This is a genomic window from Streptomyces sp. NBC_01808 (assembly GCF_035917395.1).
Lineage (GTDB): Bacteria > Actinomycetota > Actinomycetes > Streptomycetales > Streptomycetaceae > Streptomyces.
On the sequence record NZ_CP109072.1, the window covers coordinates 7110805 to 7136913 of the forward strand.

27 protein-coding genes, 1 tRNA gene and 3 pseudogenes are annotated in these 26109 nt (G+C 70.6%); 18 read left to right on the forward strand and 13 right to left on the reverse strand.

Annotation, left to right across the window (positions count from 1 at the left end):
• Nucleotides 1-22 precede the first annotated feature (22 nt).
• The 9 genes from OG946_RS31395 (at nt 23) to OG946_RS31435 (ending at nt 9101) form a co-directional block, all read left to right on the forward strand.
• Complete coding sequence (locus OG946_RS31395; protein WP_326800423.1) at nt 23-1174, forward strand: inositol-3-phosphate synthase; 1152 nt, start codon at nt 23-25, stop codon at nt 1172-1174.
• Nucleotides 1171-2652, forward strand: a complete 1482-nt coding sequence (locus OG946_RS31400; RefSeq protein ID WP_326799334.1) for a UbiA family prenyltransferase — start codon at nt 1171-1173, stop codon at nt 2650-2652. Before OG946_RS31395 ends, OG946_RS31400 begins: the two co-directional genes overlap by 4 nt.
• Nucleotides 2649-3521: a sugar phosphate isomerase/epimerase family protein gene (locus tag OG946_RS31405; RefSeq protein WP_326799335.1), complete on the forward strand. Its 873-nt coding sequence runs from the start codon at nt 2649-2651 to the stop codon at nt 3519-3521. The genes OG946_RS31400 and OG946_RS31405 overlap by 4 nt, the downstream gene beginning before the upstream one ends.
• 112 nt (nt 3522-3633) lie before the next feature.
• A complete protein-coding gene (locus OG946_RS31410; RefSeq protein ID WP_326799336.1) occupies nt 3634-4290 on the forward strand; it encodes an EboA domain-containing protein in 657 nt (218 codons plus the stop codon).
• On the forward strand, nt 4290-5147 hold the full coding sequence (locus tag OG946_RS31415) for a TatD family hydrolase (RefSeq protein ID WP_047018833.1): 858 nt from the start codon (nt 4290-4292) through the stop codon (nt 5145-5147). The genes OG946_RS31410 and OG946_RS31415 overlap by 1 nt, the downstream gene beginning before the upstream one ends.
• 3 nt (nt 5148-5150) lie before the next feature.
• A complete protein-coding gene (gene eboE / locus OG946_RS31420; RefSeq protein WP_326799337.1) occupies nt 5151-6329 on the forward strand; it encodes a metabolite traffic protein EboE in 1179 nt (392 codons plus the stop codon).
• Nucleotides 6326-7705, forward strand: a complete 1380-nt coding sequence (locus OG946_RS31425; RefSeq protein ID WP_326799338.1) for an alkaline phosphatase family protein — start codon at nt 6326-6328, stop codon at nt 7703-7705. Before eboE ends, OG946_RS31425 begins: the two co-directional genes overlap by 4 nt.
• A gap of 25 nt (nt 7706-7730) precedes the next feature.
• Nucleotides 7731-8765 (forward strand): sugar phosphate isomerase/epimerase family protein, encoded by a 1035-nt coding sequence (locus OG946_RS31430; protein WP_326799339.1) that lies wholly within the window; start codon nt 7731-7733, stop codon nt 8763-8765.
• 252 nt (nt 8766-9017) lie between these two features.
• Nucleotides 9018-9101: transfer RNA gene (locus tag OG946_RS31435), tRNA-Leu, on the forward strand.
• A gap of 120 nt (nt 9102-9221) precedes the next feature.
• On the opposite strand, the gene OG946_RS31440 is transcribed toward OG946_RS31435, so the two are convergent.
• Nucleotides 9222-9605 carry a zinc ribbon domain-containing protein gene (locus OG946_RS31440; protein ID WP_326799340.1) on the reverse strand — a complete coding sequence of 128 codons (384 nt, stop codon included), beginning with the start codon at nt 9603-9605 and terminating at the stop codon, nt 9222-9224.
• Nucleotides 9606-9637: 32 nt separating this feature from the next.
• Nucleotides 9638-11137 carry an MFS transporter gene (locus OG946_RS31445; RefSeq protein WP_326799341.1) on the reverse strand — a complete coding sequence of 500 codons (1500 nt, stop codon included), beginning with the start codon at nt 11135-11137 and terminating at the stop codon, nt 9638-9640.
• Here OG946_RS31445 and OG946_RS31450 point away from each other — a divergent pair.
• Together OG946_RS31450 and OG946_RS31455 are read left to right on the forward strand one after the other, a co-directional pair.
• Nucleotides 11077-11457, forward strand: coding sequence for an ArsR/SmtB family transcription factor (locus OG946_RS31450; protein WP_326799342.1), 381 nt, complete (start codon nt 11077-11079; stop codon nt 11455-11457). The two genes, OG946_RS31445 and OG946_RS31450, sit on opposite strands and share 61 nt — an antisense overlap.
• A gap of 44 nt (nt 11458-11501) precedes the next feature.
• Nucleotides 11502-11636: pseudogene (locus OG946_RS31455) on the forward strand (LuxR family transcriptional regulator); the annotation flags it as partial.
• Nucleotides 11637-11649: 13 nt separating this feature from the next.
• On the opposite strand, the gene OG946_RS31460 reads toward OG946_RS31455, so the two are convergent.
• The 4 genes from OG946_RS31460 to OG946_RS31475 all read right to left on the reverse strand — a co-directional run bounded on the left by OG946_RS31460 (nt 11650) and on the right by OG946_RS31475 (nt 14587).
• A complete protein-coding gene (locus OG946_RS31460; protein WP_326799343.1) occupies nt 11650-11994 on the reverse strand; it encodes an ArsR/SmtB family transcription factor in 345 nt (114 codons plus the stop codon).
• A 355-nt stretch (nt 11995-12349) separates the two neighbouring features.
• On the reverse strand, nt 12350-12679 hold the full coding sequence (locus OG946_RS31465) for a hypothetical protein (RefSeq protein WP_326799344.1): 330 nt from the start codon (nt 12677-12679) through the stop codon (nt 12350-12352).
• 287 nt (nt 12680-12966) lie between these two features.
• Complete coding sequence (locus OG946_RS31470) at nt 12967-13143, reverse strand: hypothetical protein (RefSeq protein WP_326800485.1); 177 nt, start codon at nt 13141-13143, stop codon at nt 12967-12969.
• A gap of 46 nt (nt 13144-13189) precedes the next feature.
• Nucleotides 13190-14587, reverse strand: coding sequence for an NAD(P)-binding domain-containing protein (locus OG946_RS31475; RefSeq protein ID WP_326799345.1), 1398 nt, complete (start codon nt 14585-14587; stop codon nt 13190-13192).
• 253 nt (nt 14588-14840) lie between these two features.
• On the opposite strand from OG946_RS31475, the gene OG946_RS31480 reads away from it, so the two are divergent.
• The 4 genes from OG946_RS31480 to OG946_RS31500 all read left to right on the forward strand — a co-directional run bounded on the left by OG946_RS31480 (nt 14841) and on the right by OG946_RS31500 (nt 19253).
• Entirely contained in the window at nt 14841-15203 is a 363-nt protein-coding gene (locus OG946_RS31480) for an ArsR/SmtB family transcription factor (protein ID WP_326799346.1), read from the forward strand.
• 625 nt (nt 15204-15828) lie between these two features.
• Nucleotides 15829-16764 (forward strand): phosphate ABC transporter substrate-binding protein, encoded by a 936-nt coding sequence (locus OG946_RS31490; protein WP_326799347.1) that lies wholly within the window; start codon nt 15829-15831, stop codon nt 16762-16764.
• A gap of 3 nt (nt 16765-16767) precedes the next feature.
• Nucleotides 16768-18576: a phosphate ABC transporter permease subunit PstC gene (gene pstC / locus OG946_RS31495; protein WP_326799348.1), complete on the forward strand. Its 1809-nt coding sequence runs from the start codon at nt 16768-16770 to the stop codon at nt 18574-18576.
• A complete protein-coding gene (locus OG946_RS31500) occupies nt 18564-19253 on the forward strand; it encodes an ATP-binding cassette domain-containing protein (protein ID WP_326799349.1) in 690 nt (229 codons plus the stop codon). The genes pstC and OG946_RS31500 overlap by 13 nt, the downstream gene beginning before the upstream one ends.
• 105 nt (nt 19254-19358) lie before the next feature.
• Here OG946_RS31500 and OG946_RS31505 read toward each other — a convergent pair.
• Nucleotides 19359-19902: pseudogene (locus OG946_RS31505) on the reverse strand (NAD(P)/FAD-dependent oxidoreductase); the annotation flags it as partial.
• Nucleotides 19899-20321: an arsenate reductase ArsC gene (locus tag OG946_RS31510; protein ID WP_326799350.1), complete on the reverse strand. Its 423-nt coding sequence runs from the start codon at nt 20319-20321 to the stop codon at nt 19899-19901. The pseudogene OG946_RS31505 and the gene OG946_RS31510, both read right to left, overlap by 4 nt.
• Before the next feature lie 91 nt (nt 20322-20412).
• Here OG946_RS31510 and OG946_RS31515 point away from each other — a divergent pair, with 91 nt between their 5' ends.
• The 3 genes and pseudogenes from OG946_RS31515 to OG946_RS31525 all read left to right on the forward strand — a co-directional run.
• Complete coding sequence (locus tag OG946_RS31515; RefSeq protein WP_326799351.1) at nt 20413-20721, forward strand: ArsR/SmtB family transcription factor; 309 nt, start codon at nt 20413-20415, stop codon at nt 20719-20721.
• Nucleotides 20718-21806, forward strand: coding sequence for an ACR3 family arsenite efflux transporter (gene arsB / locus OG946_RS31520; RefSeq protein WP_326799352.1), 1089 nt, complete (start codon nt 20718-20720; stop codon nt 21804-21806). Before OG946_RS31515 ends, arsB begins: the two co-directional genes overlap by 4 nt.
• A 143-nt stretch (nt 21807-21949) precedes the next feature.
• Nucleotides 21950-22271, forward strand: a pseudogene (locus OG946_RS31525) (pyridine nucleotide-disulfide oxidoreductase); the annotation flags it as partial.
• A 188-nt stretch (nt 22272-22459) separates the two neighbouring features.
• Here OG946_RS31525 and OG946_RS31530 read toward each other — a convergent pair.
• From OG946_RS31530 to OG946_RS31550, 5 genes are all read right to left on the reverse strand, one after another.
• Nucleotides 22460-22855 carry an ArsR/SmtB family transcription factor gene (locus OG946_RS31530; RefSeq protein WP_326799353.1) on the reverse strand — a complete coding sequence of 132 codons (396 nt, stop codon included), beginning with the start codon at nt 22853-22855 and terminating at the stop codon, nt 22460-22462.
• Nucleotides 22856-23041: 186 nt separating this feature from the next.
• On the reverse strand, nt 23042-24205 hold the full coding sequence (locus OG946_RS31535) for an acyl-CoA dehydrogenase family protein (RefSeq protein WP_326799354.1): 1164 nt from the start codon (nt 24203-24205) through the stop codon (nt 23042-23044).
• A gap of 18 nt (nt 24206-24223) precedes the next feature.
• Nucleotides 24224-25036: a maleylpyruvate isomerase family mycothiol-dependent enzyme gene (locus OG946_RS31540; RefSeq protein ID WP_326799355.1), complete on the reverse strand. Its 813-nt coding sequence runs from the start codon at nt 25034-25036 to the stop codon at nt 24224-24226.
• Nucleotides 25033-25692, reverse strand: coding sequence for a cutinase family protein (locus OG946_RS31545; protein WP_326799356.1), 660 nt, complete (start codon nt 25690-25692; stop codon nt 25033-25035). Before OG946_RS31545 ends, OG946_RS31540 begins: the two co-directional genes overlap by 4 nt.
• On the reverse strand, nt 25689-26096 hold the full coding sequence (locus tag OG946_RS31550; RefSeq protein ID WP_326799357.1) for a hypothetical protein: 408 nt from the start codon (nt 26094-26096) through the stop codon (nt 25689-25691). The genes OG946_RS31545 and OG946_RS31550 overlap by 4 nt, the downstream gene beginning before the upstream one ends.
• Nucleotides 26097-26109: the final 13 nt, after the last annotated feature.

The window sequence follows — 26109 nt, forward strand, 5'->3', positions numbered from 1 at the left end:
ACACATGTGGGAGGCAGCAGCCGTGACGGTCCACAGACAAGACACAGCGCCGCAACCGGCGAACCCGGCGACGGCCGATACCGGCGTCTGGCTCATCGGTGCCCGCGGCTCCGTCGCCACGACCGTGATCACCGGCTGCGCCGCCCTGGCCGCCGGGCTCCACCCCGCGGCCGGCATGGTCACCGAGACCGCGCCGTTCGCCGGCTGCGGGCTGCCGGCGCCCGGCCGGCTGGTCTTCGGCGGCCACGACGTGGCCTGCACGCCGCTGCCCAAGCGCGCGGACGAACTCGCCGCCGGCGGCGTGCTCCCGCACGGGCTGCCCGCCGCCGTCGCCGCCGAACTGGCCGCCGCCGACGAGGAGATACGGAACGGCGGCCCGGAGCCCGGCGAGCCGTACGACGAGGAGGCGCTGATCGACTCCTACGCGGCCGACATCACCGACTTCGTCCGCCGCCGCAACCTCGCCCGCGCCGTCGTCGTCAACGTCGCCTCCACCGAACCGGTCGCCGCCGGCGACGCGCTGCCCGCCTCGTCCTGCTACGCCGCGGCGGCCCTGAAGGCCGGCTGCGCGTACGTCAACTTCACCCCCTCCACCGGCATGCACCACCCGCGGCTGCGCGAGCTCGCCGCCGCCTCAGGACTGCCGTACGCGGGCCGCGACGGCAAGACCGGCCAGACCCTGCTGCGTTCCGTGCTGGCGCCGATGTTCCTCCAGCGCGCGCTGGAGGTACGGGCCTGGTCCGGTACCAACCTCCTCGGCGGCGGCGACGGCGCCAACCTCGCCGGCGACCCGGCCGCCGCGGCGGCCAAGAACGTCGGCAAGGAGCGGGTGCTCGTCGACTCCCTCGGCGCCGGCGTCGACGGCGAGGTGCACATCGACGACGTCCCGGCCCTCGGCGACTGGAAGACCGCCTGGGACCACGTCGTCTTCGACGGCTTCCTCGGCACCCGCATGGTGCTCCAGACCATCTGGCAGGGCTGCGACTCCGCGCTCGCCGCACCGCTGGTCCTCGACCTCGTCCGGATCGTCGCCCGCGCCCACGAGACCGGGATGTCGGGTCCCGTGCCGGGCCTCGGCTTCTTCTTCAAGGACCCGGACGGCGGCCCGCCCGGGCTCGCCGACCAGTGGCGCGAGCTGCTGTCGGTCGCGGAGCGCCTGCGGGTCGCGCGATGAGCGCGGCACAGCGGGTGCGGCGGCGGGGCGGCATGCGGCTGCTCGCGCTGGGCGCGGGCGCCGGTGCGGCCGGGGCCGGAGTCCTGGGCGCCGCCGCCGCCGCGCGGGGCCGCGGCGCCTCGCCCGCCGCCGCGGTGGCGGGCGTCGCCGGGGTGCTCGCGCTGGGTGCGGGTGCCGCGGTCCGGCGCCGGCGGGCCGTGCCGGTCGCCGCCGCCGTCTCCGGGGTCGTTGTGGGTGCGGCTGCCGCGGGGGTGGCCGCGCGGGTACGGCGGGACGGTGGCGCGGCACCGGCGGGCCGCGGGCCCGTCGCCGCCGTGGCCGGGGGAGTGGCGCTGCTCGCCGCCGCCGTCCCCGGCGCCGTGCTGCGCCGGCCGCGTACCGCCGGGCCGATCGAGCCGGAGGCGCGCAGCGCCCAGGGGCGCAAGCAGCCCGCGTCGCCTGCCGCGCAGGTGCGCGCCTGGGTCGAACTGCTCCGCGTCTCCGCGCTGTTCACCGTCCCCGGCGACGCCCTCGCCGGCGCCGCCGCCGCCGGGCTGCGGCCCAACCGCGGCACCGCGCTGGCCATCGGCTCCTCCCTCTGCCTCTACGAGGCGGGCATGGCGCTCAACGACTACGCCGACCGCGACGTCGACGCCGTCGAGCGCCCGCACCGCCCGCTGCCCTCCGGCCGGATCACGCCCCGCGCCGCGCTGACCGCCGCCGCCGCCCTGACCGCGGCGAGCCTCGGTCTGGCCGCCGCCGCGGGCCGCAGGCCGCTCGCGCTCGCCACCGCGCTCGCGGGGGCGGTGTGGGCGTACGACCTGAAGCTGAAGAACACCCCCGCGGGCCCGGCCGCGATGGCCGCCGCCCGCACCCTGGACCTGCTCCTCGGCGCCGCGGCCACGGAGGCCCGCGCCGCCCGCAGGGCCGCGCCGCCGGCCGCCGTGGGCGGCGGGTACGCCGCCGCGCCGCCGGCCGGCACCGCCGCGTCCGCCCTGCGCCACCTCCAGGGCGGCGACGGCACCGGCTGGGCGGACGGACCGCTCGCCGCCGCCGTCCTCCTCGGCGTCCACACCTACGCGGTCACCGTCGTCTCCCGCCGCGAGGTCGAGGGCGGGTCGACGGCCGTCCCGCTCGTCGGCCTCGCCGTCACCACCGCCGTCGCCGCCACCCTGCGCCGCGGCAACGACCCCTATCCGCAGCCCGATCCGCACCCCCGGGCAGAAGGCGCCCCGCCACCCGGCGGACCCCGGCTGGCGCTCACCCCCGGCGACCTGCTCGCCGGCGCGTACGCCGCCACCGCCGTCCGCCCGTACCTGCACGCCGCGCTCAACCCCAGCCCGCAGCTCACCCAGCGCGCCGTCGGCGGCGGCATCCGCGCCATGATCCCGCTGCAGTCCGCCCTCGCCGCCCGTGCCGGCGCGCCCGGCAGCGCCGCCGCGCTGCTGGCCCTCGTGCCCGTCGCCCGCCGGCTCGCGCGGAAGGTGAGCCCCACATGAGCCGGCTGCGCCTGGCCTACGGCACCAACGGCCTCACCGACCTGCGGCTGACCGACGCCGTCGCGCTCCTCGCCGACCTCGGCTACGACGGCATCGCGCTCACCCTCGACCACATGCATCTCGACCCGCTCGCGCCCGACCTGCCCGCCCGCACGGCCACCGTGCGGCGGCTGCTGGCGCGGCACGGGCTCGCGGTGACCATCGAGACCGGCGCCCGCTACGTCCTCGACCCGCGCCGCAAGCACCACCCCACCCTGCTCGACCCCGACCCCGAGGCCCGCGCCGTACGCTCCCGGCTGCTGCGCACCGCCGTGAACGTCGCCGCCGAGCTGGGCGCCAACGCCGTGCACTGCTTCAGCGGCACGCGCCCGTACGGGGTCTCCGAGCCGGACGCCTGGAAGCGGCTGGGCGAGGAGCTGACCCCGGTGCTCCAGGCCGCGGACGCCGCCGGCGTGCCGCTGGCCATCGAGCCGGAGCCCGGCCATCTGCTGTACGACCTCGCCGGGTTCCACCGGTTGCGCGGGGAGCTGGACGACCCGCCGGCGCTGGCGCTGACCCTCGACATCGGGCACTGCCAGTGCCTGGAGGAGGCGCTGCCCGCCGACTGCGTACGGGCCGCCGCGCCTTGGCTCGCCCACGTGCAGATCGAGGACATGTGCCGGGGCGTGCACGAGCATCTGCCGTTCGGCGAGGGCGAGATCGGCTTCCCGTCGGTGCTCGAAGCCCTGCAGACCACCGGCTACCAGGGCCTGATCAGCGTCGAGCTGCCCCGGCACTCGCACGCCGGTCCTGAGCTGGCGAGCAGCTCCATCCGCTTCCTGCGCGCGGCGGAGGAAGAGGCGCGGGCGAGGGGGTCGGTGCCGTGCTGAGCCTTCCGAACGTGCCCGGCCGCCCGTACGAACCCGCCGTCGCCGCCGCGCGGCACGCCGGGACCCGCGCGCCGCGTGCCGCATCCGTGACCCGAGTGAAAGGAGCCGCGCAGTGGTGACCCCCGACCCCGCCGCACCCGCTACCGACCCCGCCCCGGCGGTCGCGACGGTCGCCGCGTTGCGCGCGTCCGTCGAGGCCGGTCTCGCGCCCGAGGCCCGTGAGTGGCTCGCCGCCGCGCTCGCCGACGCCGCCGCCGGCACCCCCGGGCCCAGCGCGGGACTGCTCGCCTGGGAGGCCCACTTCGCCGCCGCGCGCCGCCGTGCCGGCGCCGGGGCCGCCGACGCCGTACGCGTGCTGATCCTGCACGCCGCCCGCGCCGACGAGCAGGTCGCCACCCGCGTCTACGACCGCGGGGACGCCGCGGAACGCCGGGCCGTGCTGCGCGCCCTGCCGCACCTGGGCCTCGGCCCCGGCGCCGTACCGCTGATCGAAGACGCGCTGCGGACCAACGACACCCGCCTGGTCGCCGCCGCCCTCGGCCCGTACGCCGCCGAGCACCTGGGCGACCACGCCTGGCGGCAGGCCGTCCTCAAGTGCCTGTTCACCGGCGTACCCGCCGACGAGATCGCGGGCCTCGCCGACCGCGCCGCGGGCGACGGCGAACTCGCCCGCATGCTCGACGACTACGCCCGCGAGCGGACGGCCGCCGGCCGCGCCGTGCCGGCGGACCTCGACCGGATCCTCGCCCTGACCCGCAAGGAGGTGTGATGCGCATCTTCGACCCGCACATCCACATGACGTCCCGCACGACCGATGACTACGCCGCCATGTACGACGCGGGCGTGCGCGCCCTCGTCGAGCCCTCCTTCTGGCTGGGGCAGCCCCGTACCTCCCCGGAGAGCTTCTACGACTACTTTGACTCGCTGCTCGGCTGGGAGCCGTTCCGCGCCGCCCAGTACGGCATCGCGCACCACTGCACGCTCGCCCTCAACCCCAAGGAGGCCAACGACCCGCGCCTCCTGCCGGTCCTGGACGAGCTGCCGCGCTACCTGCTGAAGGACCACGTCGTCGCCGTCGGCGAGATCGGCTACGACTCGATGACCCCCGAGGAGGACCACGCGCTGGCCGCCCAGTTGGAGCTGGCCGCCGACCACGGGCTGCCCGCCATGGTGCACACGCCGCACCGCGACAAGGCCGCGGGCCTGGCCCGTACGCTCGACGTCGTCCGCGAGTCCAGGCTGGCGCCCGAGCGCGTGATCCTCGACCACCTCAACGAGACGACGGTGGCCGCCGCCCGGGACAGCGGCTGCTGGGCGGCCTTCTCCATCTACCCCGACACCAAGATGGACGAGGACCGCATGGTCCGCATCCTGCGCGAGTACGGCACCGAGCGGATGCTCGTCAACTCCGCCGCCGACTGGGGCAAGAGCGACCCGCTCAAGACCCGCAAGACCGCCGACGCCATGCTCGCCGCCGGCTTCACCGACGCCGACGTCGACAAGGTGCTCTGGCAGAACCCGGTGGAGTTCTACGGCCAGAGCGGCCGGCTGGAGCTGGAGCCGGAGAAGCCGGAGGCAGGCGGCGCCACGTACGAAGGGAACTCCATCCTGCGAGGGGGAAGCTGACCCATGCGCTTCCGACACCCCGACGGCTCCCTCGTCCATCTCGCGTACTGCACCAACGTGCACCCCGCCGAGGATCTCGACGGGGTGATGGCGCAACTGCGCGACCACGCCGAGCCGGTGCGCCGCCGGCTCGGCCGCGACCGGCTGGGCATCGGCCTCTGGCTCGCGCGCGATGCCGTCCGCACCCTCGGCTCCGACCCCGCCGCGCTGCGCCGGCTGAAGAAGACGCTCGACGAGCGCGGCCTGGAGGCCGTGACCCTCAACGGCTTCCCGTACCAGGGGTTCGGCGACGAGGTCGTCAAGTACCGCGTCTACCGCCCCGACTGGACCGAGCCCGAGCGCCTGGACCACACCGTCGAGCTGGCCCGGCTGCTCGCCGCGCTGCTGCCGGACGACGTCACCGAGGGCACCATCTCCACCCTCCCGCTCGCCTGGCGCACCGACTTCGACGACGCCGCACGCAAGGCGTCGCTGGCGGCACTCGGCACCCTGGCCGCGCGCCTCGACGCCATCGAGGAACTGACCGGCCGCTCCATCCGCGTCGGCCTGGAGCCGGAGCCCGGCTGCACGGTCGAGACCACCGCCGACGCCGTCGCGGCGCTCACCGCGGAGGGCGCACCGCCGCCGGCGCGTATCGGCGTCTGCGTCGACACCTGCCATCTGGCCACGTCCTTCGAGGACCCGGCCACCGCCATTGCCGGCATCACGGGCGCGGGCCTGCCCATCGTCAAGTCCCAGCTGTCGGCGGCCCTGGTGGCCGACCGGCCCGCGGATCCCGGGGTACGGACCGCGCTGGCCGCCTTCGCGGAGCCGCGGTTCCTGCACCAGACCCGGATCCGCGCCGCTGACGGCACCGTACGGGCCACCGACGACCTCGACGAGGCCCTGGCCGGCGGTCTCCCCGACGACGGCCCGTGGCGCGCCCACTTCCACGTACCGCTGCACGCGCCGCTGGAGCCGCCGCTGACGGCGACGACGCCGGTGCTCGAAGAGACGCTGGCGCGCCTCGTCGGCGGGCCCGCCCCGCTGACGAGACACCTGGAAGTGGAGACGTACACCTGGCAGGCTCTGCCCGCACACCTGCGGCCGCGCAGCCGCGCACAGCTCGCCGACGGCATCGCCGCCGAACTGTCCGTCGCCCGCGACCTGCTCACCTCGCTCGGCCTGAAGGAGCTGCCATGACGCCCCCGAAGCGGCTGGTCGTCGTCGACGTCGTCGGCCTCACGCCGCGTCTCCTCGACCACATGCCGAACCTGCGCGCGCTGGCCGACGCCGGCTCGAACAGCGCGCTGACGCCGCCGCTGCCCGCCGTCACCTGCACCGTGCAGTCGACGATCCTCACCGGCGCGCCGCCGGCGGAGCACGGGATCGTCGCCAACGGCTGGTACTTCCGCGAGCTGGGCGAGATCTTCCTGTGGCGCCAGCACAACGCCCTCGTCGGCGGCGACAAGCTGTGGGAGGCCGCCCGGCGCACGTACCCCGGCTACACCGTGGCCAACGTCTGCTGGTGGTACGCGATGGGCATGGACACCGACTACATCGTCACCCCGCGCCCCGTCTACTACGCCGACGGCCGCAAGGAGCCCGACTGCTACACCCGGCCGCCGGAGCTGCACGATGAACTGACCGCCGCGTTCGGCACGTTCCCCCTCTTCAACTACTGGGGCCCGACGGCGAGCATCGCCTCCTCGCAGTGGATCATCGACGCCTCGCGGCACATCCTCGACGCGTACAGCCCCGACCTCACCCTCGTCTACCTCCCGCACCTCGACTACGACCTCCAGCGCTACGGCCCCGACGACCCGCGCTCGCACGCCGCCGCGCGCGAGCTGGACGACGCGCTGGCGCCGCTGCTGGCGGACGCGAGGGCGGCGGACGCGGAGACCGTGGTGCTCTCGGAGTACGGCATCACGCAGGCGGCCACGCCCGTGGACGTCAACCGCGCGCTGCGCAAGGCCGGGCTGCTGGAGGTCTACACCCAGGACGGGATGGAGTACCTGGACCCGTGGGCGTCGCGCGCCTTCGCGGTCTCCGACCACCAGATCGCGCACGTCTACGTCCGCGACCCGGCCGACATCGAGGCCACCCGGGAGATCCTCACCAAGCTGCCCGGGGTCGCCGACGTGCTCTCCGACTCCGGCAAGAAGGCCCACGGCCTGGACCACCCGCGCGCCGGCGAACTGGTCGCGGTGGCGGAGCCGGACGCCTGGTTCACGTACTACTACTGGCTCGACGACGACCGTGCCCCGGACTTCGCCCAGCTCGTCGAGATCCACCGCAAGCCCGGCTACGACCCCGCCGAGCTCTTCATGGACCCCACCGACCCGTACGTACGTCTGCGGGCCGTCTCCGCGATCGCCCGCAAGAAGGCCGGCATGCGCTACCGCCTGGCCGTCGTCCCGCTCGACCCCGCCCCGGTACGCGGTACCCACGGCCGCCTCCCGGACGACGAGCGCGACGGCCCCGTGCTGCTCACCACCCGGCCGGGGGCGACCTCGGGACCCGTACCGGCGACCGACGTGAAGTCCCTGCTGCTGTCGCTCGCCGGTCTCGACTAGCCGATCCCCGTCAAGGAGCGTTGCCATGTCCACCAAGAACAGAGACGAACTCGACCACGCCCTCAACAGACGCAGATTCCTCGGCGTCGCGGCCGGCACCACGGCGGCGGCCATCGCCGGCACCGCGGGCGCCGCCGACGCCGCCGCGCAGCCGCAGGGCGGCGGCCACGGCCGCCCGGCTGTCCCCCGGGGCAACCTGGGCATCCAGCTCTACACCCTCCGCGACCAGATCGGCACGGCCGGCTTCGCCAAGGTCTTCGACGCCCTGGAGCGCTACGGCTACGACCAGGTCGAGTACGCCGGCTACACCCAGGGCAACGGCCCCCTCACCCTGCCCCAGCTCCGCCGCCTGGCCCGCAACCACGGCCTGCGCGGCATCGGCAGCCACGTCGCGTACCACGTCGGCGACCCGGCGGGCTACTCCTTCGCCACCAGCCTGGAGCAGGTCCTCGACGACGCCGAGACCCTGGACCTGCCGTACGTCGGCACCTGGGACGGCCCCTTCCGCTACGGCACCACGGTCGACGGGGTCAAGCGCGCCTCGGCGGAGTTCAACGTCTACGGCGCGGCGGCCCGCCGCCGGGGCCTGCGGTTCTACCAGCACAACCACGGCAACGAGTTCGGCTTCTGCAGCGACGACCCGACGGTGCGGATCTACGACCTGATGCTGGCGGAGACGGACCCGGACCTGGTGTTCATGGAGATGGACATCTACTGGGCCTACACCGGCGTCCACCGCTTCAGCGTCCGCCCGGACGGCACCCCGGCGCCGTTCGACCCGCTGGACTACATCACGGCCGCCCCGCGGCGCTTCCCGCTGTTCCACGTCAAGGACGGCGAGCACGACGCGGCCTCCCAGGACGGCTACCACATGACCGACGTGGGCGACGGGGACATCGACTACCAGCGCTTCATCGGCACCGTCACCCGCGGCGGGTACCGCAAGTACCACAACTGGCTCGTCGAACGCGACGACGCGGTGAGCCCCGACACGAACCCGGCCGGCTCCCTCACCACAGCCCGCCGCTCCGCCACCCACCTCCACCACCTCCGCGCCTGACCACCCCACCCCGGCCCGGTCACCCCCGGTCACCCCCGGTCACCCCCGGCCCCTCCCTGCCCCTCCCGGCCCCTGCGCCCGCCTCGCCCGAATCCCCCCGGCCCGCCGCCCCACCGGCGGGCCGGGGCCCGGCTCCGTCACCACCCGCAACCGGCGGCCACGTACCGTAACCAAATACTGGTGCGAACGGCCCCCGAATCCTTGGTATCGTTGGCCGTGCCGCGCGGCCCTCTGCCGCGGCACGGCAACCCGGTCCGGGTGGCGGAATGGCAGACGCGCTAGCTTGAGGTGCTAGTGCCCGTTAAGGGCGTGGGGGTTCAAGTCCCCCCTCGGACACGCTATTTGTACATATCTGCTGAAATGACGGCATACTGGTTTGGCGCCCGTGTCTCGCCCAGGCGAGGGACGGGCGTTTGCGTTGTGGCCGGTCCCGGTGCTGGTCAGCGGGCGTGAAGGTCAGCCGATGATGATCCTTTCTCTCGTCGGGGTGCCGGCGGTCAGGGAACTGTCCGCCGGGTCGTAGGTCAGGGCGATGCCCTGGGCGCGCAGCCAGTCCGCCCCCGCCTCAGCGGAGGGGTCGCCGGGGGAGTGGTCCCCGGTGCGGGGGTGGCCGAGGCGCAGCAGCAAGGCGGGTAGGCGGGCCAGGATGCGGTCCTCGCGGATGTAGGTGTTCCGCGGCCGGCCCGTGCCGGGGCGGGTGGCGCTGGTGTGGCCGTGCCGGCAGCGGTAGGCCGGGCGGCCGTTGGTCCAGCACGACTCCATCCGCCGCCCGCAGAGGCCGCAGCGCAGCAACCCGGTGAGCAGGTAGGTGCGTCCCGGCGTCGTGGTGGTGGCGCGCATGCCCTGGACGGTGACGAAGTCGGCCTCGCTGACTAGAGCCGGGTGGGCTTTCTCGCGGGAGATGATCCAGTCCTGCGGTGGTGGCCGAGGGCGGTGTTGGCCGGGTCGACGAGTTCGTGGTCGGTGCGCTGGCGGTTCCACACCTGTCGGCCGGTGTAGCGGGGGTTGGCCAGGAGCGCGAACAGTGCGGGGTAGCCGCCCAGGAGAACGGCCAGGCCGGCACCGGCCCACGGGGCCAGAGCGGTGGCGGCGACGGCAGGCGCCGACAGCAGGCCGCTCAGGGTGCCGTAGGACTGCGCCCCCCACCGGTCAGTGATCGCTGTGGCCTGCAGCAGGGTCGCCACGCCTCGTACGGTGCCGGCCGCCATGCTCGCAGCGATCAGCAAAGGCATCGGTCCCGGCACGATCCCCAGGGCCAGGGTGGTGAGTCCGCCCAGGCTGTACGCGAGCACCGTGCGGGCGCGCACACCGACGCGGCGGACGAGGGCTGCGTACCCGAGGCGCCCCAGCACCTGCCCCACGCCGCCAAGGCCCAGCGCCCAGGCCGCTGCCTCCGACGAAAGAGCGCGGTTCGTCAGCAGCGGCACGGTGGCGACGACGGCTGCGGCGAACGCGAACGAAGCCAGAGCCATGGAGAGCCCGAGGACGAGGAACGGCCGGGTTCGCGCCACAGCCGACTCCGGCCGTCTACCGGCTGCCGCGCTGAGATCGGCTGAGGCGTGGCCGGAACGTGCCGGCCACGGGGCTCGAAGACACAGTGCGTGCAGCGGCACGGTTACCACTGCGAGGACGGCGGCGAGGACCAGGTAGGTGGTCCTCCAGCTCATGTGGTCTGCCAGCGTTGCTGTCAGAGGGGCGAAGACCGTGCTCGCCAGTCCCGCCACGAGCGTCACGGTCGTCAGGGCGCCCGTACGCTGCGTTCCGTCGAACCATCCGGTCAATGCGGCGAAAGCGGGCGGATACAGGGTGGCGGACATGGCCAGGCCGCAGACCAGCCAGGCGATGGTGAACAGCGGGAGGCTCGGGGCGAGAGCTACCGCGACGACGGCGGGAGCAGCGAGCAGCGAGCCGCCTGTCATGATCTTCCGGGGACCACGCCGGTCCAGGACTCTACCGAGAGGGATCCCGGCGAGGGCCGAGACGATCAGTGCCCCGGAGAAGGCCGCGGCCACTGAAGGGCTCGACCAGCCGGTGTTCTGGCTGATCTGCGGAGCGAGTACCGGAAAGGCGTAGTACAGGACACCCCAGCTGACGATCTCTGTGACACACAGTGCGGGAAGGACACTCTGCCGGAGCGGCCCGCTCGCGCCGCAGGCGCGGCGGAGCGGGGCCTGGACTTTGCCGGGCCCTGCATTGGGCACCGCGTCCTCGGCTCGCACAGCTCTCCTTCGGGGCAGCGGGCAGCCCAGTCGGCTGAGCACGTCGGCAACATGACCTTGCCAGTTGATTCGATGACTGTCAATGTAGACGCATGCTGAACACAAGCGCACTCGACGCGCCCGCCACGGGCACCGGGATACCGTGCTGCCCACCCTTGGACGAGCGAGCGCTGACCGAGGAGGAAGCCGAGCAGGTCTCCCGCATGTTCAAAGCGCTGGGTGACCCGGTGCGTTTACAACTGCTGTGGAAGATCGCGGCGCGACCGGGTGCGGAAGCCTGCGTGTGCGAGGTGTCCAACGTCGGGGTCGCACGGACGACGGTGAGCCATCACCTCAAGAAGCTCCGCGAGGCGGGCCTCCTGTCCTCTGAGCGTCGCGGGACCCAGGTGTACTACCGGGTCACTACGGAAGCGACGGAGACATTGGCCCGGGCGCTGCAAGTCGAGCGCGGGCGTGGCGGCTCTGCGTCGTGAGAGATCCGGTGTGCGCGCGTACGTCGTCCTGCTGGGGGCCCCACGAGGTGGCTGCCCGTCGCCTGGAGGTGAGCCTGCGCAGGCTACGGCGCATGGTGTCGCGCCAATTGGCACGGCTCGACGCCCGCAGCCGGTTCGAGGCAGGAGTGCGCGCCGGGCAGCGTGGATGGCTACCGTGAGAACGAGGGCTTCTCAGTAGCGTCCCAGCATCTGCCGCATGGCGGCGAGCACGGAGGGCTCGACCCGGTAGAACACCCATGTCCCTCGGCGCTGCGAGGTGAGCAGCCCGGCGTCGCGGAGCTTCTTGAGGTGGTGGGAGACCGTTGGCTGGGAGACGCCTACATCGGAGATGTCGCAGACACACGCCTCACCGTTCTCGTGGGAGGCGACAGCCGAGAACAACCGTAGCCGGACCGGGTCTCCCAGGGCCTTGAACATGGCAGCGGTTCTCTCGGCTTCGCCCGCCGTCAGGGGGCGTTCGTTCAGGGGCGGGCAGCAAGGGGAGAGTGCAGCAAGGGGCGGAGCGGCGTGCGACATGACATCTTCTCCAAGATTCAACATCTATGAACCTATGTTGACATGTATCGAATTCAATTGCACAGATGGGTGTGCGTTCCGGTTTGCTGCGGTGTCCGCCGGTGGTGGCGGGCTTCCGAGGAGCTGACGGCAACGCCGCCCGGTCCATGTTCTGCCACGTGCCCGGTCCGTAGCAGAAGGTAGACCGGTGTAGGTCAGGCTGACAGCAGGGGCGGCACGCCGCGCTGCTCGAAGAGCACTGGTGGCCGCAACGTACCGACAGGCCCTCGACACGCGGGCCATGCGGAGCCGAATCTGGCGACACATCCTCCCGCTGCTCGGCGAGTACCTACCCCGCGACATCGACGCTGCCGCCCTACGCACCTACAAGGCCGCACTTCTCGCTCGGGTGGACAGTGCCACCGCGGGAGTGACTTGGAGCCACTTCAGCCTCATCTTCGCCGCTGCGGTGGACGATGGGCGGCTGCTCAAGTACCCGTGCGAGGCACATCGGACCGTCAAGAAACCCAAACACACGAAACGCAAGGCCAATGCCTGGGTCCGATCGAGTGTCGACGCCGTACGCGAAGGTCTCCAGGAACGCCACCGGATAGCCCTTGATCTCGGACTCGGGCTCGGCCTGCGCCAGGGTGAGGTCTTCGGCCTGAGCGAAGACGACTTCGACGACAAGCTCGGCCTTGTTCACGTACGACGCCAAGTGCGCTGGGACGAGCGCGGTCGTCCATATTTTTGGCTCGCGAAGGGCGACAAGACCCGTGATGTACCTGTTCCACCAAATCTTCGGAGCCGAGTCGGAGCGCACCTGCGCCGATTCCCCGCGGTCGAGTGCACGCTTCCGTGGCGCGACCCCGAGCCTCCTCGCACTGCGCGGGACGGCCTGGGGGCCGGGCGCGTAGCACTGGAGCCCGCGCCGGACGAGCCAGCCCCGCGCTCGTCCCGCCGCCGATGCCGTTCGGGCCGCGCGCCCCGTGCTCACCCCGCCGCCAGCACCGCGCTCACCACCGGGCCCGCCGCCTCGCTGCCGTGGCCGCCCTCCGGCACCACCGCCGCCGCGGCCACGTCGCCGCGGTACGCCGTGAACCAACTGTCCGGCCGTCCTGCCCGTCCACCTCCGCCGAGCCGGTCTTCGTATCCGACTCGGCGCAGCAATGATCGACACCTCGTTCCGGTCGCGGCCCGCGGACGTGAAGTTCGGTCACGAGCAGCAGCTGCCGGAGTCCTGCTCACCTTCGGCCGCAGTGGTGACGCCGATCGACACGAGTGCGGGTTCCGGTGCGCAACAGCCCCCGCCGTCGCTCTGCTCCGTGCCGGCGGGGTCGTCGAAGAGCCCGGCGCCGCCGCAGACTCCGGTCTCGGGGAGAGTCAGTTCGACGCGGTCGGCGGATTCGGTGTCGCCGGCCATGGCCGCCGCTACGGAGCGGACCTGCTCGTATCCGGTCATGGCGAGGAAGGTGGGGGCGCGGCCGTAGGACTTCATGCCGACCAGGTAGATACCGGGTTCGGGATGGGACAGCTCGCGGTGTCCGTGCGGGTAGACGGTGCCGCAGGAGTGCTGGTTGGGGTCGATCAGCGGCGCCAGTTCGACCGGCGCCTGGAGACGCTCGTCGAGACGGAGGCGAATCTCGGAGAGGAAGGAGAGGTCGGGGCGCAGGCCTGTCAGGACGATGACCTCGTCCACCGGGTCGAGTCGGCGTCCGTCCTCGCCTGTCAGTACCAGGCGTCCGTCCTCGGCGGGTTCGATGGTCTCGGTGCGGAAGCCGGTGACGGCGTCGGCGTGTCCCTGGTCGACGGCGGCCTTCGCGGCGAGGCCGAGCGCGCCACGGGCAGGCAGCTGGTCGGCGGTGCCGCCGCCAAAGGTCGCGCCGCTGATGCCGCGCCGCAGGATCCACGTCGTGTGCGTGTCAGGATCTTCCTTGGCGACGTCGGCCAGGGTGGCGAGCGCGGTGAACGCGGAGGCACCGGAGCCGATCACGGCCGTGCGCCGGCCGGCGTAACGGGCTCGGACGGCCGGGTCCTTGAGGTCGGGGATGCGGTAGGAGACCCGCGCGGAGGCGGCGTGTTCGCCAAGGGCGGGCAGTCCGTCGGCGCCGATGGGGCTGGGGGTGGACCAGGTGCCGGAGGCGTCGATCACGGCGCGGGCGAGGATCCGCTGCTCGGAGCCGTCGGCGAGTGTGACGCGGACGGTGAAGGGCTGCTGCCCGCGGTCGGCGTCGACGAGACGGTCGCGCCCGAGCCGGGAGACGCCCGTGACGGTCGCGCCGTAGCGCACCTTGTCGCCGAGGACGTCGGCGAGGGGCTGGAGGTACCGCTCGGCCCAGTCCGCGCCGGAAGGGTAGGCGGCGCCATCGGGGGCGGTCCAGCCAGTCGGGGCCAGGAGCTTTTCGGCGGCCGGGTCGACGAGTTCGGACCAGGTGGAGAACAGCCGCACGTGCCCCCACTCGCGTACAGCACTGCCTGCGACGGGCCCGGCATCCAAAACCAGAGGTTCGATGCCGCGCTCTGTGAGATGGGCGGCGGCGGCCAGCCCGATGGGGCCGGCTCCGATCACCACGGTCGGAAGCGTGGCGGGCGCGTTGGCGAGCGGCGCAGACACGGCGACTCCCTATTGATTCGACCTTCGTCAATGACCTTGCACCTTCAGCCTGCCATCTGTTTCGATGAGCGTCAACATAGGCATCTATCGAATCCATCGCCATCGCACGCATGGGGGAGGGGTTCGATGTTTCGGCTGCCGAGGGGCGGATGGCCCGGTATGGGTGCTTCTCTTCCGCGCCCCGCGCGTGATGGCCGTTTCTGTCCCGCCTCCCGCATCTCGGCCATAATTAGACGCATGTCAACATCGATACATGTCGAATCCCAGGTCATCGCTCATGATTGAGCCATCCATAGAGCCATGCTGCCCACCGCTCACCGAGCGTCCGTACCGAGCCGAAGAGGCCGAGGTGGCCGCCAGGATGTTCAAGGCCCTCGGCAACCCGGTCCGTCTCCGCTTGTTCTCCGCGGTCGCCTCCCACGAGGGTGGTGAGGCATGCGTATGCGACATCTCCGACGTCGGTGTCTCTCCGCCCACCGTGTCCCACCATCTGAAGAGCCTCAAAGAGGCGGGACTGCTGGCGTCTGAGCGCCGGGGCACCTGGGTCTACTACCGTGTCGAACCCAGCGTGCTGGCCGCGATGGGGCAGCTTCTGACTGCGGAAGCCAGGACCTGATCCTTGGCCCGAGCCCGAGGAGTCATACCGTGCCCACTTAAGTCGGCACGACGCGGACCGTCATCGTGCCGCTTCAGTCCAGCCACACCGACGAGGTGCTGGCGATCTACCAACGCGAGGTTCGCGTAGCTGCGCCGGCGCTTTCGTGCTGCTACGTACTACAGGGCAAGGTGTGGGTCCCCGGCCTCGGAAAGGAGCCGCGGGAGGTGTGCGTCGTCAAGGCCCCGACGCCGACCAGTGAGGCAAGAGCCCATCCCTGAAGGTGACGCACGGCGCCCGCGATCAGCGGGCGCCGGAGACACCGACCGGAGTGGGGGCCACCGACATCAGGATTCCGCCAGCGAATCCGCCGTCCCGTCGATCGCGACACCACAGGCCCCACCTGAGAGATCGTCACTCCAGTACCAGCATGCGGGCGACCACGCTCACGACCCGGTCGCCCTGACGTCCTCATTAGCCCGAATTATGCCAGTCTGGATCGAACAGTAAGTGAAGTCGCGGCGTACCCCGGAGCAAGTTTCTGTCAACAGCGTTGCAACGAGGGGGAGTTGGTCAAGGGTTCCATGGGGCGCGAGAGTCTGATTAGACTCCTCTCGAATTAGCGGCTGTCACGAGGGGACCTCGCATGTCACGCAAGCCCCGATTGATATTCAACGGCCATACCCGGCACACGGAACCGTCCACGGTGATCGGCAGCAGGAGGCGCGGTTACGGGCGACTGGCGTCTGCCACTCTGGTGCTCGCGTCGCTCGTCACGGCCTGCGCCGACGAAGCAGGCGGGACCGGGGCGATGCAGGCCAGCGGATCCACCACGGTGGCACCGGTCGCCGCTGATGCGGCCGAGGCTCTGAAGGCCAAAGGGCTCGACATCACCGTCGCCACGCAGGGCGGATCCGCCGGCGGCATAGCCCAACTCGGCGCGGGTCAGATAGACATCGCGCTGAGTTCGAAGCCCCTGTCGGACGAAGACCGCTCGGCACACGCCGGTACCGACTTCGTCACGACTCAGATCGGCTCGGACGCGGTCGGTGTGATCGTCACCAAGAAGGTCGCGGATGCAGGGGTGACGAACCTGACCGCGGACCAGGTCCGCGGCCTGTTCGAGGGAAAGATCACGAACTGGTCCGAGGTCGGCGGGCCGGACCTGAACGTCTTCGTCTACGACAAGGAGCCGGGCCGCGGGACCCGTGAGGTGCTGGACAAGTACGTCTACGGGGACGGGAAGCCGCCGCCCCCGCCGGAGTCCGGCAACTTCGCCATCGTGGGAGGCAACCTCGAGACCCGGAACAAGGTCAAGTCCACCCCCGGCGCCGTCGCGCCTCTCTCCACCGGCTTCATCGAGGGGCACAACGACCTGGCCGCGGTGACCCTGGACGGAATCGCCCCGAGTTCCGAGAACGTCGCGTCAGGGAAGTATCCGATGTCCAGGCCCCTGTACATGATCACCAACGGTGAGCCGAAGGGAACGGCGAAGGAGTTCATCGACTACATCCTGACGGACAAGGGGCAGACGCTGCTGTCCAAGCACGGCTACCTGACGCTCAAGCAAATCGGGAAGTAACCGGTGGCCGTCAAGACGCTGGTGCGTCAGCCGGCCCCACCGGACGAAGCGCCCCGCCCCCGCCCGTCGCGATGGATCTGGGGCTGGGTGTTCACAGGCGCGCTGTCCGTAGCGGCCGTCCTCGTAGTCCTGGTGGGGTATCTCGGCGCGGGCCTCGGCAGCGGCGAAGTCGACTGGCCGGAGTTGCTCACGGATCCCTCGTGGAGCCCGACCTACTCTGCCTTCGGCGGACTGGCGATGATCTACGGATCCGTCGTCGTCTGTCTGACCGCTCTCGCGATCGCCGTGCCCGTCAGCTGGGCAGCGGCGGTGGCCCTGTCGGAGTACCTTCCGCCGCGTCTCGCGCGCCCGCTGCGCCTGTGCGTGGAACTGCTCGCAGCCGTCCCCTCGATCGTCTACGGTCTCATCGGCATCTTGATCATCCGGCCCGTCATCGCGCGGATGGCAGACGTGCCGGGCGGAGACAGCCTGCTGGCTGCAGGCATCGTGCTCGCAGTCATGATCACACCAACAGTGGTGGCCGTGAGCGTGGATGCTCTGGCCGCAGTCCCGGACCGCTACCGCGAGGCGGCCTCCTCTCTGGGGCTGACACGGCGTGAGGTCATCCGGTCCGCGGTCCTCCCTCTCGCGAAACCCGCGATGCGTGCGGCTGTTCTGCTCGGCCTGGCTCGGGCACTCGGTGAGGCCATCGCGGTCTTCCTGGTCGTGGGAAGGGCTGACGGACGACTTCCCACGACATTCGGCGAGTTCCTCGACTCGCTGGTCCACCCCGGACAGACGCTGACCACGAAGCTCGCCGGTCCTGAACCGGTGCTGGCCGGGACCTCAGGCCCGTACTTCGCCGCCCTGTGCGGACTGGGCATCATCCTTCTGGCGCTCGTGGCCGCCGCGACCGTGTTCGGAACCCGTGGCGCATCGCGAACGGTGAAAAGCCGACGCGCCTCCTACCGGCCGGCAGCACGGATGCGCATGCAGCAGGACCGGCTCATCGCCGCGCTGCGGTTGGGAGCACTGTTGCTGCCGACGGCGGTGCTGGTGGCCATGCTCGCGCTCCTTGCCACCCGGGGCAGCAGCGCCTTCAACCCGTCGTTCTGGTTCACCTCCGCGACCGGCGCCGCGGGCGGAGGCGTACGCGACCAGATCGTGGGGACTCTGCTTCTGATCGCCACCACAGGACTGATCTCACTGCCCCTGGGCTTCGGTGCCGGGATTCTGATGGGTGTCCACGCATCAGAACGCACCGCGCGCCTGCTCCAGACGATGACCGTGGTCGTCGGTGGGGCACCGACCATCCTTCTGGGACTGGCCGGGTTCGTCATCCTGTCCAGCACGATGGGGTGGGGAAGATCGTGGCTGGCCGGTGCCATCGTCCTGGTCCCGGTCGTCGTACCCATTGTCGCGCTCACCACCGCGAGCCGAGTACGAAGCATGTCTCCCGAACTGACCGAAAGCGCCTTGTCGCTGGGGCTGACACGCGCACAGTTCATCCGCTCCGTCGTGGTCCCCTTCGCGTGGCCGGCCACGGTCACCGGCCTGCTGCTGGGGCTGGCCCGAGCGGCAGGAGAGACCGCCCCCCTGCTGTTCACCGCAACGGTCTTCTTCGGAGCTCCCGCCCTCCCGGACGGCATCGTCGATTCTCCGGTCCAGGCGCTGCCGACGCACATCTTCACCCTGTCCCAGGACTCCGGAGACCCACAAGCGGTGGCACAGGCGTGGGGAAGCGCCATGGTCCTGGTGCTGATCACCGCAGTACTGCTCAGCGTGGCAGTCGCGCTGCGCAACCGCCTCGAAGGAGAGCGATGGACAACGTGATAGTCACGAACCGGCTCCGGGTGCGCGATGGTGAGAGGACCCTTGTGGGGCCCGTCTCCTTAGAGCTCGGGCACGGGACGACCACCGGCCTGAGCGGCCCTTCGGGCGTGGGCAAGTCCACGGTGCTGCGCGCGTTGGTCGACCTGCTTCCCAACGGGCTGGTACGAGACGGAGATGTGCATGTGCTGGGACGTCGGATCGAGCATCGCAAGGGCGACGCCGACTTGAGAACCAAGATCGTACTCGTCCCTCAGGTACCGGTCGTCTTCGGAGGCAGCGTCCTTGACAACGCTATCTTCGGGATCCGCCACGTGAGGAGAGTGGCACGGGAAGCACTGCATGACAGGGCCGAGCAGGCGTTGCGTGAGGCGGGACTGTGGAAAGAGGTGCGCGACAGACTCGACTCTCCCGCCCAGACGCTATCCGCAGGGCAGCGGCAGAGGCTCTGCCTCGCCCGGGCGCTGGCGCTGGAACCCGCAGCGCTCCTTCTGGACGAACCCACCAGCGCGCTGGACGAACGGAGCCGCGACATCGTCGAGGAATCCGTAGCCGCTCTCCGGGGACACCGCACCGTCCTGATCGTCTCCCATGACCCGGCACAGGTGGGGCGGCTGTGCGACACCACGGTGAGCCTGGAGCAGCAGGAGTCGACGCCGCGTACTGCTGCGGTCTCCTGACCAGCTGCTACTGAAGCTTGCCTGCGACCGACTCGGTGCACCCCACTACCTCAAGTCACGACCAGATCGGGGGCCTTGTCGGCGAGGGCGGCGAGGTAGCGCTCGGCGTCGAGCCCTGCTGCGGTGGACGACGGTGACGGAGCGGGTGAAGCGGGGCAGGAAGGTTGCCTCTTCCATGGCGGTGTCGCCGCCCTCGACCACGACGAAGTCGCGGTCGCGGAAGAAGAACCCGTCACAGGTGGCGCACCAGGAGACACCGCTGCCGGACGGCTCCTCCTCGTTCGGCAGGCCGAGCTTGCGGTAGCCGGATCCGGTCGCGATGATCACGGCCTTGGCGCGGTGGACGGTGCCCTCGGAGTCGGTGAGCTCCTTGACCTCTCCGGTGAGGTCGACGGAGACGATGTCGTCGTCGACCATCTCGGCGCCGAACTTCTCGGCCTCGGCTCGCAGGTTCTCCATAAGGACCGGACCGTCGGCACCGTCCGGGAAGCCGGGAGGTTTTCGACCTCGGTCGTCGTGGTCAGCGAGCCGCCCACGAAGATCGAGCTGCCGAACACCAGGGGCTTCAGCTGGGCGCGGGCGGCGTAGAGAGCGGCGGTGTATCCGGCGGGGCCGGAGCGGTGATGACGACCTCGCCGATCTCGCTCATGCGGTCTGCTCCGGGTTCGCCGGGGCGATCTCCTCGATCAAGTTCTCGACGAGCTTCTTGATCTCGTCACGGATCGGGCGTACGGCCTCGACACCCTGGCCGGCCGGGTCGTCCAGCGTCCAGTCGAGGTAGCGCTTGCCGGGGAAGACGGGGCAGGTGTCGCCACAGCCCATGGTGATGCAGACGTCGGACGCCTTGACCGCGTCGACCGTGAGGATCTTGGGGGCTTCGGCGGTGATGTCGATGCCAACCTCGCGCATGGCCTCGACGGCGGCGGGGTTGACCTGGTCGGCAGGGGCGGAACCCGCGGAACGGACCTCGACGCGGTCCCCGGCCAGGTGCGACAGCCATGCGGCGGCCATCTGGGAGCGGCCGGCGTTGTGGACGCAGACGAACAGGACGGAGGGCTTCTCGGACACGGCAGTCTCTCTTGTCTCACGACCGAAATCAGGCACGAATGAAATCAGCGCCCGATGGTGTCAGTCACCACTGATGTGAGAGTATCAGTGCATGATGACGTCAGTCGACACTGATTTGATCCGGGCGCTGGGCGACCCCCTGCGCCTGCAGATCGTGACCCTGCTCGCCCGCGAGACCCTCTGCACCACCCACCTCGTCGAGGAAACCGGTGCCCGTCAGACCAATCTCTCCAACCACCTGAGAGTGCTACGCGAGGCCGGCGTCGTGGAGACCGAGCCTTGCGGGCGCTTCACCTACTACAAGCTGTGCCCGGACGCCATCGCCCAGCTTGCCGGCCAGTTCGCCGACCTGGCCGAATCAGCCCGTACCGCCGGCGAGAACAAGAGGGCCTGTCCGTGAGCCCCACCCAGGCGCCCGCGACGACCGAGCCCCCCTCGGTCGTCGCGAAGCTGTCGACCCTCGACCGCTTCCTCGCCGTCTGGATCCTGATCGCCATGGGACTCGGCCTCGGGCTCGGCAGGCTGATTCCCGGGCTGAACGACGCGCTCGCCCGGGTCGAGATCGGTGGCATCTCGCTGCCGATCGCCGTGGGCCTGCTGATCATGATGTACCCGGTCCTGGCCAAGGTCCGCTACGACAAGCTCGACGCCGTCACCGGCGACCGCAAGCTGATGGCCTCGTCGCTGGTCGTGAACTGGGTCCTCGGCCCGGCACTCATGTTCGCGCTGGCCTGGCTCTTCCTGCCGGACCTGCCGGAGTACCGGACCGGTCTGATCATCGTCGGCCTGGCCCGCTGCATCGCCATGGTCATCATCTGGAACGACCTCGCCTGCGGCGACCGCGAAGCCGCAGCCGTCCTGGTGGCGCTGAACTCCGTCTTCCAGGTCATCGCCTTCGGCGTCCTGGGCTGGTTCTACCTCGACCTGCTGCCCGGATGGCTCGGCCTTGGCGACGGCGAACATCTCGACATCTCCATGTGGAAGATCGCGCTGAACGTCGTCATTTTCCTCGGGATCCCCCTGGCCGCGGGGTTCCTGACCCGCCGCATCGGCGAGAAGAAACTGGGCCGCGAGTCCTACGAGGCGAAGTTCCTGCCGAAGATCGGCCCCTGGGCCCTCTACGGCCTGCTCTTCACGATCGTCGTTCTCTTCGCGCTCCAGGGCAAGACCATCACCTCGCAGCCGCTGGACGTCGTCCGCATCGCGCTCCCGCTGCTCGTCTACTTCGCGGTGATGTGGTTCGGCACGTTCCTCCTCGGCAAGGCGATCGGCCTGAACTACGACCGCACCGCCACGCTCGCCTTCACGGCCGCCGGCAACAACTTCGAGCTCGCCATCGCGGTCGCCATCGCCACCTTCGGCGTCACGTCCGGCCAGGCGCTGTCGGGTGTCGTGGGTCCGCTGATCGAGGTTCCGGTGCTGGTGGCGCTGGTGTACGTCTCGCTCGCCTGGCGCAAGAAGTTCACCGCGGCGCAGGTCAATTAGCCGGTCGTACGGCATGGTTCGGCTGCTCCGCGGTACACGGCGGGGCAGCGGTGCGAGGAAAGGGGCTGCGCCGTGGTGACCACGCGTCAACGTGGTCGTCACCGGCGGCGGCCAGGCCGGACTCGCCGCCGGCTACCACCTGCGTCGCCTCACTCGGCGACATCGTCGTCATGCGGCCCGTACACGAGGCGCGCGACGCCGGACTCCTCAGGGCACAGCCGATGTTCCGCCGGCTCACCGCGACCGGCGTCGAATGGCCCCGCGCTGTCCCACCTCGCGCCGCTCGCTATGCGGGGGCCCCGCGGGCACATCCCCACCACGGGCACCCGGGCGCTTGAGGAGCCGCACCTCCACCTTCTCGGCTACGGCAACCGGACCGGCCCGGCCTCCGCGACCCTCATCGGCGTCGGCCGTCCCGCACGCGACGCCGCCACGGCCATCGCGGAACTCCTCGGCCTCCCTTGACCCACCCAGGCCGGCCGATCGCTACGGCTCCTCGGCGCAGGAGGCGGAGAGGGAGCGAGACGTGGTCGCGTGGAGATCCGCAGCCTGCGAACCACTCATCGCGCGAGCGCTCCGATGCGTCGCTGTCCCGGCAGCAGTGCCGGGTCCGTCGGTCCACAACGAGGCCGGCCGATGCGCTGCGCTCCCGCCTACTGGCAGCAGGCCGACTGAGGGACGCTCTGCTGATTCGTGAGGGACAAGATCTCCGCGAGGGGGGCAAGCGCACTGGGGACGACCTTGTAGTACACCCATGTTCCACGGCGCTCCGAAGCGAGCAGGCCCGCCTCGCGGAGCTTCTTGAGGTGATGGCTCACGGTCGGCTGAGAGACCCCGACGTCAGCGATATCGCAGACACATACCTCTCCGGCGCTGTGCGAGGCGATGTTGGAAAAGAGCCTCAGCCGAACGGGGTCCCCCAGGGCCTTGAACATGGCGGCTATCTGCTCCGCCTTCTGCTGCCCCAGAGCTTCTGGGGCAGGGTTGGGGATGCAGATGTCAGTTCCTTGTGGCAGGGGTGCCACGTCCAGAATCTTCAGGTTCGACATAGATCTATATTTACATTGGTCAACGTGTAGCAACAACCAGTGAGTTTCGGTCACTGAAGCCTCAGGCGGACCAGCGGGTGCTGCCCTCGCCACGCGGGTCGGGACGGCGCAGGGCGGCGCCCGTACGGGGTGGCGACGGCGGTGGGCGCGCCGCCGCCACGAGGGGTCCGTGCGTGGCGTTGGGGGTCAGCCGCGTTTGGGTTCGGGCAGGACGTAGCGGTTGAACATGAGTTCCTGCAGAACGGGGTCTCCGCCTTCGACGATCGACACATAGCGGATGTCCCGCAGGAGTTTGCCGATGATGTGGTCGGTGGTGAAGCCGAGGCCACCGAACATCTCGGATCCGGCACTGGCGATCTCCCATCCGGCCTGGCCGCAGTACATTTTCGCCGCGAGGGCCGAGCGCAGGGTGCCGCGCTGGACGAGTGCGTCGGCTGCGTCCGATCGCGCCATGAGGGTGTCGAATTCGCGGGCAGCGGCTCGGCACTGGTTCTTCATGACGTCGATCTGGGTTTCCATCTTTCCCAGCCGGTTCATGAAGACGGGGTGGTCGATGAGGTAGCCGTCCTGGAGAGTTTTGTCCTCGGCGTAGTCCATGCTGATGTCGCGGATGCGGCGTGCGACGCCGAGGGCTGTGGTGGCGATGAGGATCCGGCTGGCGTTGAGTGCCACCTCCAGCAGGCGCAGGCCCGGACCCCGAAGGACGTTGGCTGCGGGGACCCGGCAGTCGATGAGGCTGACCTCGTAGGTGCCGGATGACCGTAGGCCGATCATTTCCCAGCGTTTGGTGATGTGGACTCCGGGTGTGCCCGCCGGGACGAGGACGGCGATGAAGTCGCTGGGGTCTTCGGCCGAGCGGCCGACAACGATCAGGAAGTCGGCGAATCCCGTGTTGGTGGAGAAGTACTTGGTGCCGTTGACGGCGACGTCGCCGCCGTCCCGGGCGATGGTGGTGGTGATCCTGGCGAGTTCGCTGCCTGCGGCTTCTTCGCTGCCGAGGGTGGCGCAGAAGCCGCCGGTGCGGGCCATGGCGGCAAGGTAACGGGCCTGGAGTTCCTCGCTGCCGTAGAGCTGGACCATGGTGGTGCCGAGGATGGAGATGAAGAGCGTGAAGGCGGCTCCGGCGTCGCCGTAGGCGAGTTCGGAGACGATGTCGACGCTGTCTTCGAGGGTGAGTCCGCGGCCGCCGTGCTGGGGGGCTATCCACCAGTTGGAGAGGCCTTGTTCGTGGAAGGTCTTGTAGAGGGGCAGCGGTGCGGTGTCGAAGGAGTCGAGGTACTCCTCCTGGCCGACCAGTTCGTGGTGGGCGAAGGCGCGTGCGCGCTCCAGGATGTTCGTCGTCGTGGTCATGTCGGGCCCGGTTCCCGTTCAGATGCGATAGAAGATGTTGAGGAAGCGTCCGGCGAGCCGCTGGTCTCCCCGGCAGGTTCCGGTGTTGGCCCGGCCGAAGGCGGCCAGGACGAGACTGGCGGGGTCAAATTCCAGGACGGTGTGCTGGTCGTCGACGGGTCCGGGGGTGAAGGCTATTCCGTCGCCGGTGATGTCGGCGCGTGTGGTTCCGGCATGGGGGCCCGTGGTGACGCGGATGCCGATGCTGAAGGGTTCGGTGCCGGTGGTGTCGCTGGTGTTCTGCCACATCAGGAAGCAGACGGGAACGAGGATGTCGGCGGCATCGGCGTTCAGCACGTGACAGTCGTCGAGGCCTTCACGGATGTCCCAGGTATGGACGATGTAGTCGAGGACCTGGCAAATGGGCAGAAAACAGGCAGGAACGGGGCCCATGTACTTGTGCGGTACGAGGAGTTCGGTCCACTCGCTGTCGGAGAGCTCACCGGTCACCTGGAGGATTTCGTCGAGGAGGCCGCGCAGTCGGGCCAGGAGTTCGTCCTGCGCGACGTTGCGCAGGGCGAGGGCGTCCTCGTCCATGATGCGTGCCATGTCACGGACGTTGAGAGGGCCGACGGGGTCTGCCTTGCCGCGGGCGGCGGCGAAGGAGTTGAGGTAGACCGCGGTGGTGTCGGCCATGTGGGCTATGACGTCGCGGACCTGCCAGTGCCCGGCGGCGGTGGGAGATTCCCAGTGGGCGGGGTCGGCTGCCAGGGCCAGCATGGTGTCGGCTTCGCGCCGCCATATCTGGTCGAGGTTCTTGCGGCTGGCGGGTTCCATGAAGTTCCAGCTCAACGGAGTTCTCCCTGTGTCAGGTCGGCGGCGAGTCTTTCGAGAGCGAACGCGGCGCCCTGTGCGGGCATCTCGTTGGTGAGGTAGGCCAGGTGGGCGAAGTAGGTGCCGCCGCTGCCCTGGCAGGCGAGGTCGCCTTGGGCGCAGTAGTTCTGGAGCCGGTCCTGCCAGTTCTTCAGCTGGCCTGGCGGGCGGGGGTTGTCGCTTTGGCGACCGGGTTCGAAGGTGCCCCTGTTGAAGGGTTCCCCGTCGGTGAAGCGGGGGTCTCCGTAGAGGAGGACCGCGCTGATTCGGGCTGCCGCCCCGGGTGAGAGTTCGGCGGCATCCTGGCCTGCGGTGCGCTGTGAGGGGGGCAGGAGCGTCTCGCCGATGACCCAGGCGCCCTGGGAGTAGCCCATGAGGACGTGCAGGCGGTGGGGTGCTGTGGCTGTGCTCTGGTTGAGGAGGTCGGCCAGGGCCCTCACTCCTTGGCCGACACTGGCGGCGAAGTCGAAGGTGGCGGGGTATGCGAGTTCGGTGTAGGTGGTGTGGTGGTGCGGGCTCTGTTCGATGATGCGATCACCGAGCGGGCGCAGAAGGTTGCTGCCGGTCTGCGGTTCCGTGGTGCCGCGTACGCCGACGAGTGCGATGTCGGGCCGCACGTGCGGTGCGGTGCTCACGCGCTGGTTCCGGCGAGGGCGGCCTCGACTTCCTCTTGGGTGAAGTTCCCGCTGGCGACGATCTGACCGGCGATCATGACCATGGGAGGCTGGGCGGTGCCGCGTACCAGCTGGCTCTGGATCTCGGCGAGGATTTCGGGGCTCAGTGCGCCCGCGAGTGCTTCGGTGGCTGAGACGAGTCGTGTGCGGGCGGGCGATCCGGTGGCGGTGATCGCCTCGGTGACGGTTTTGACCGCACGCTCTTCGGCGGGTGCCGCGGCGGGGTTGCAGCAGCTGTCGGTGATGATGAGTACCTCACGGGGCTGCTGCTCGGCTGCTGTGTTCTGCGGGGTCGGGGCGGCTGCGGGGGCACCGCAGCAGGCCGGGCTCGCGGTGTCGGCCGGAGTGTTGGCGGAGGATGTCATGGTCGTGGCTCCT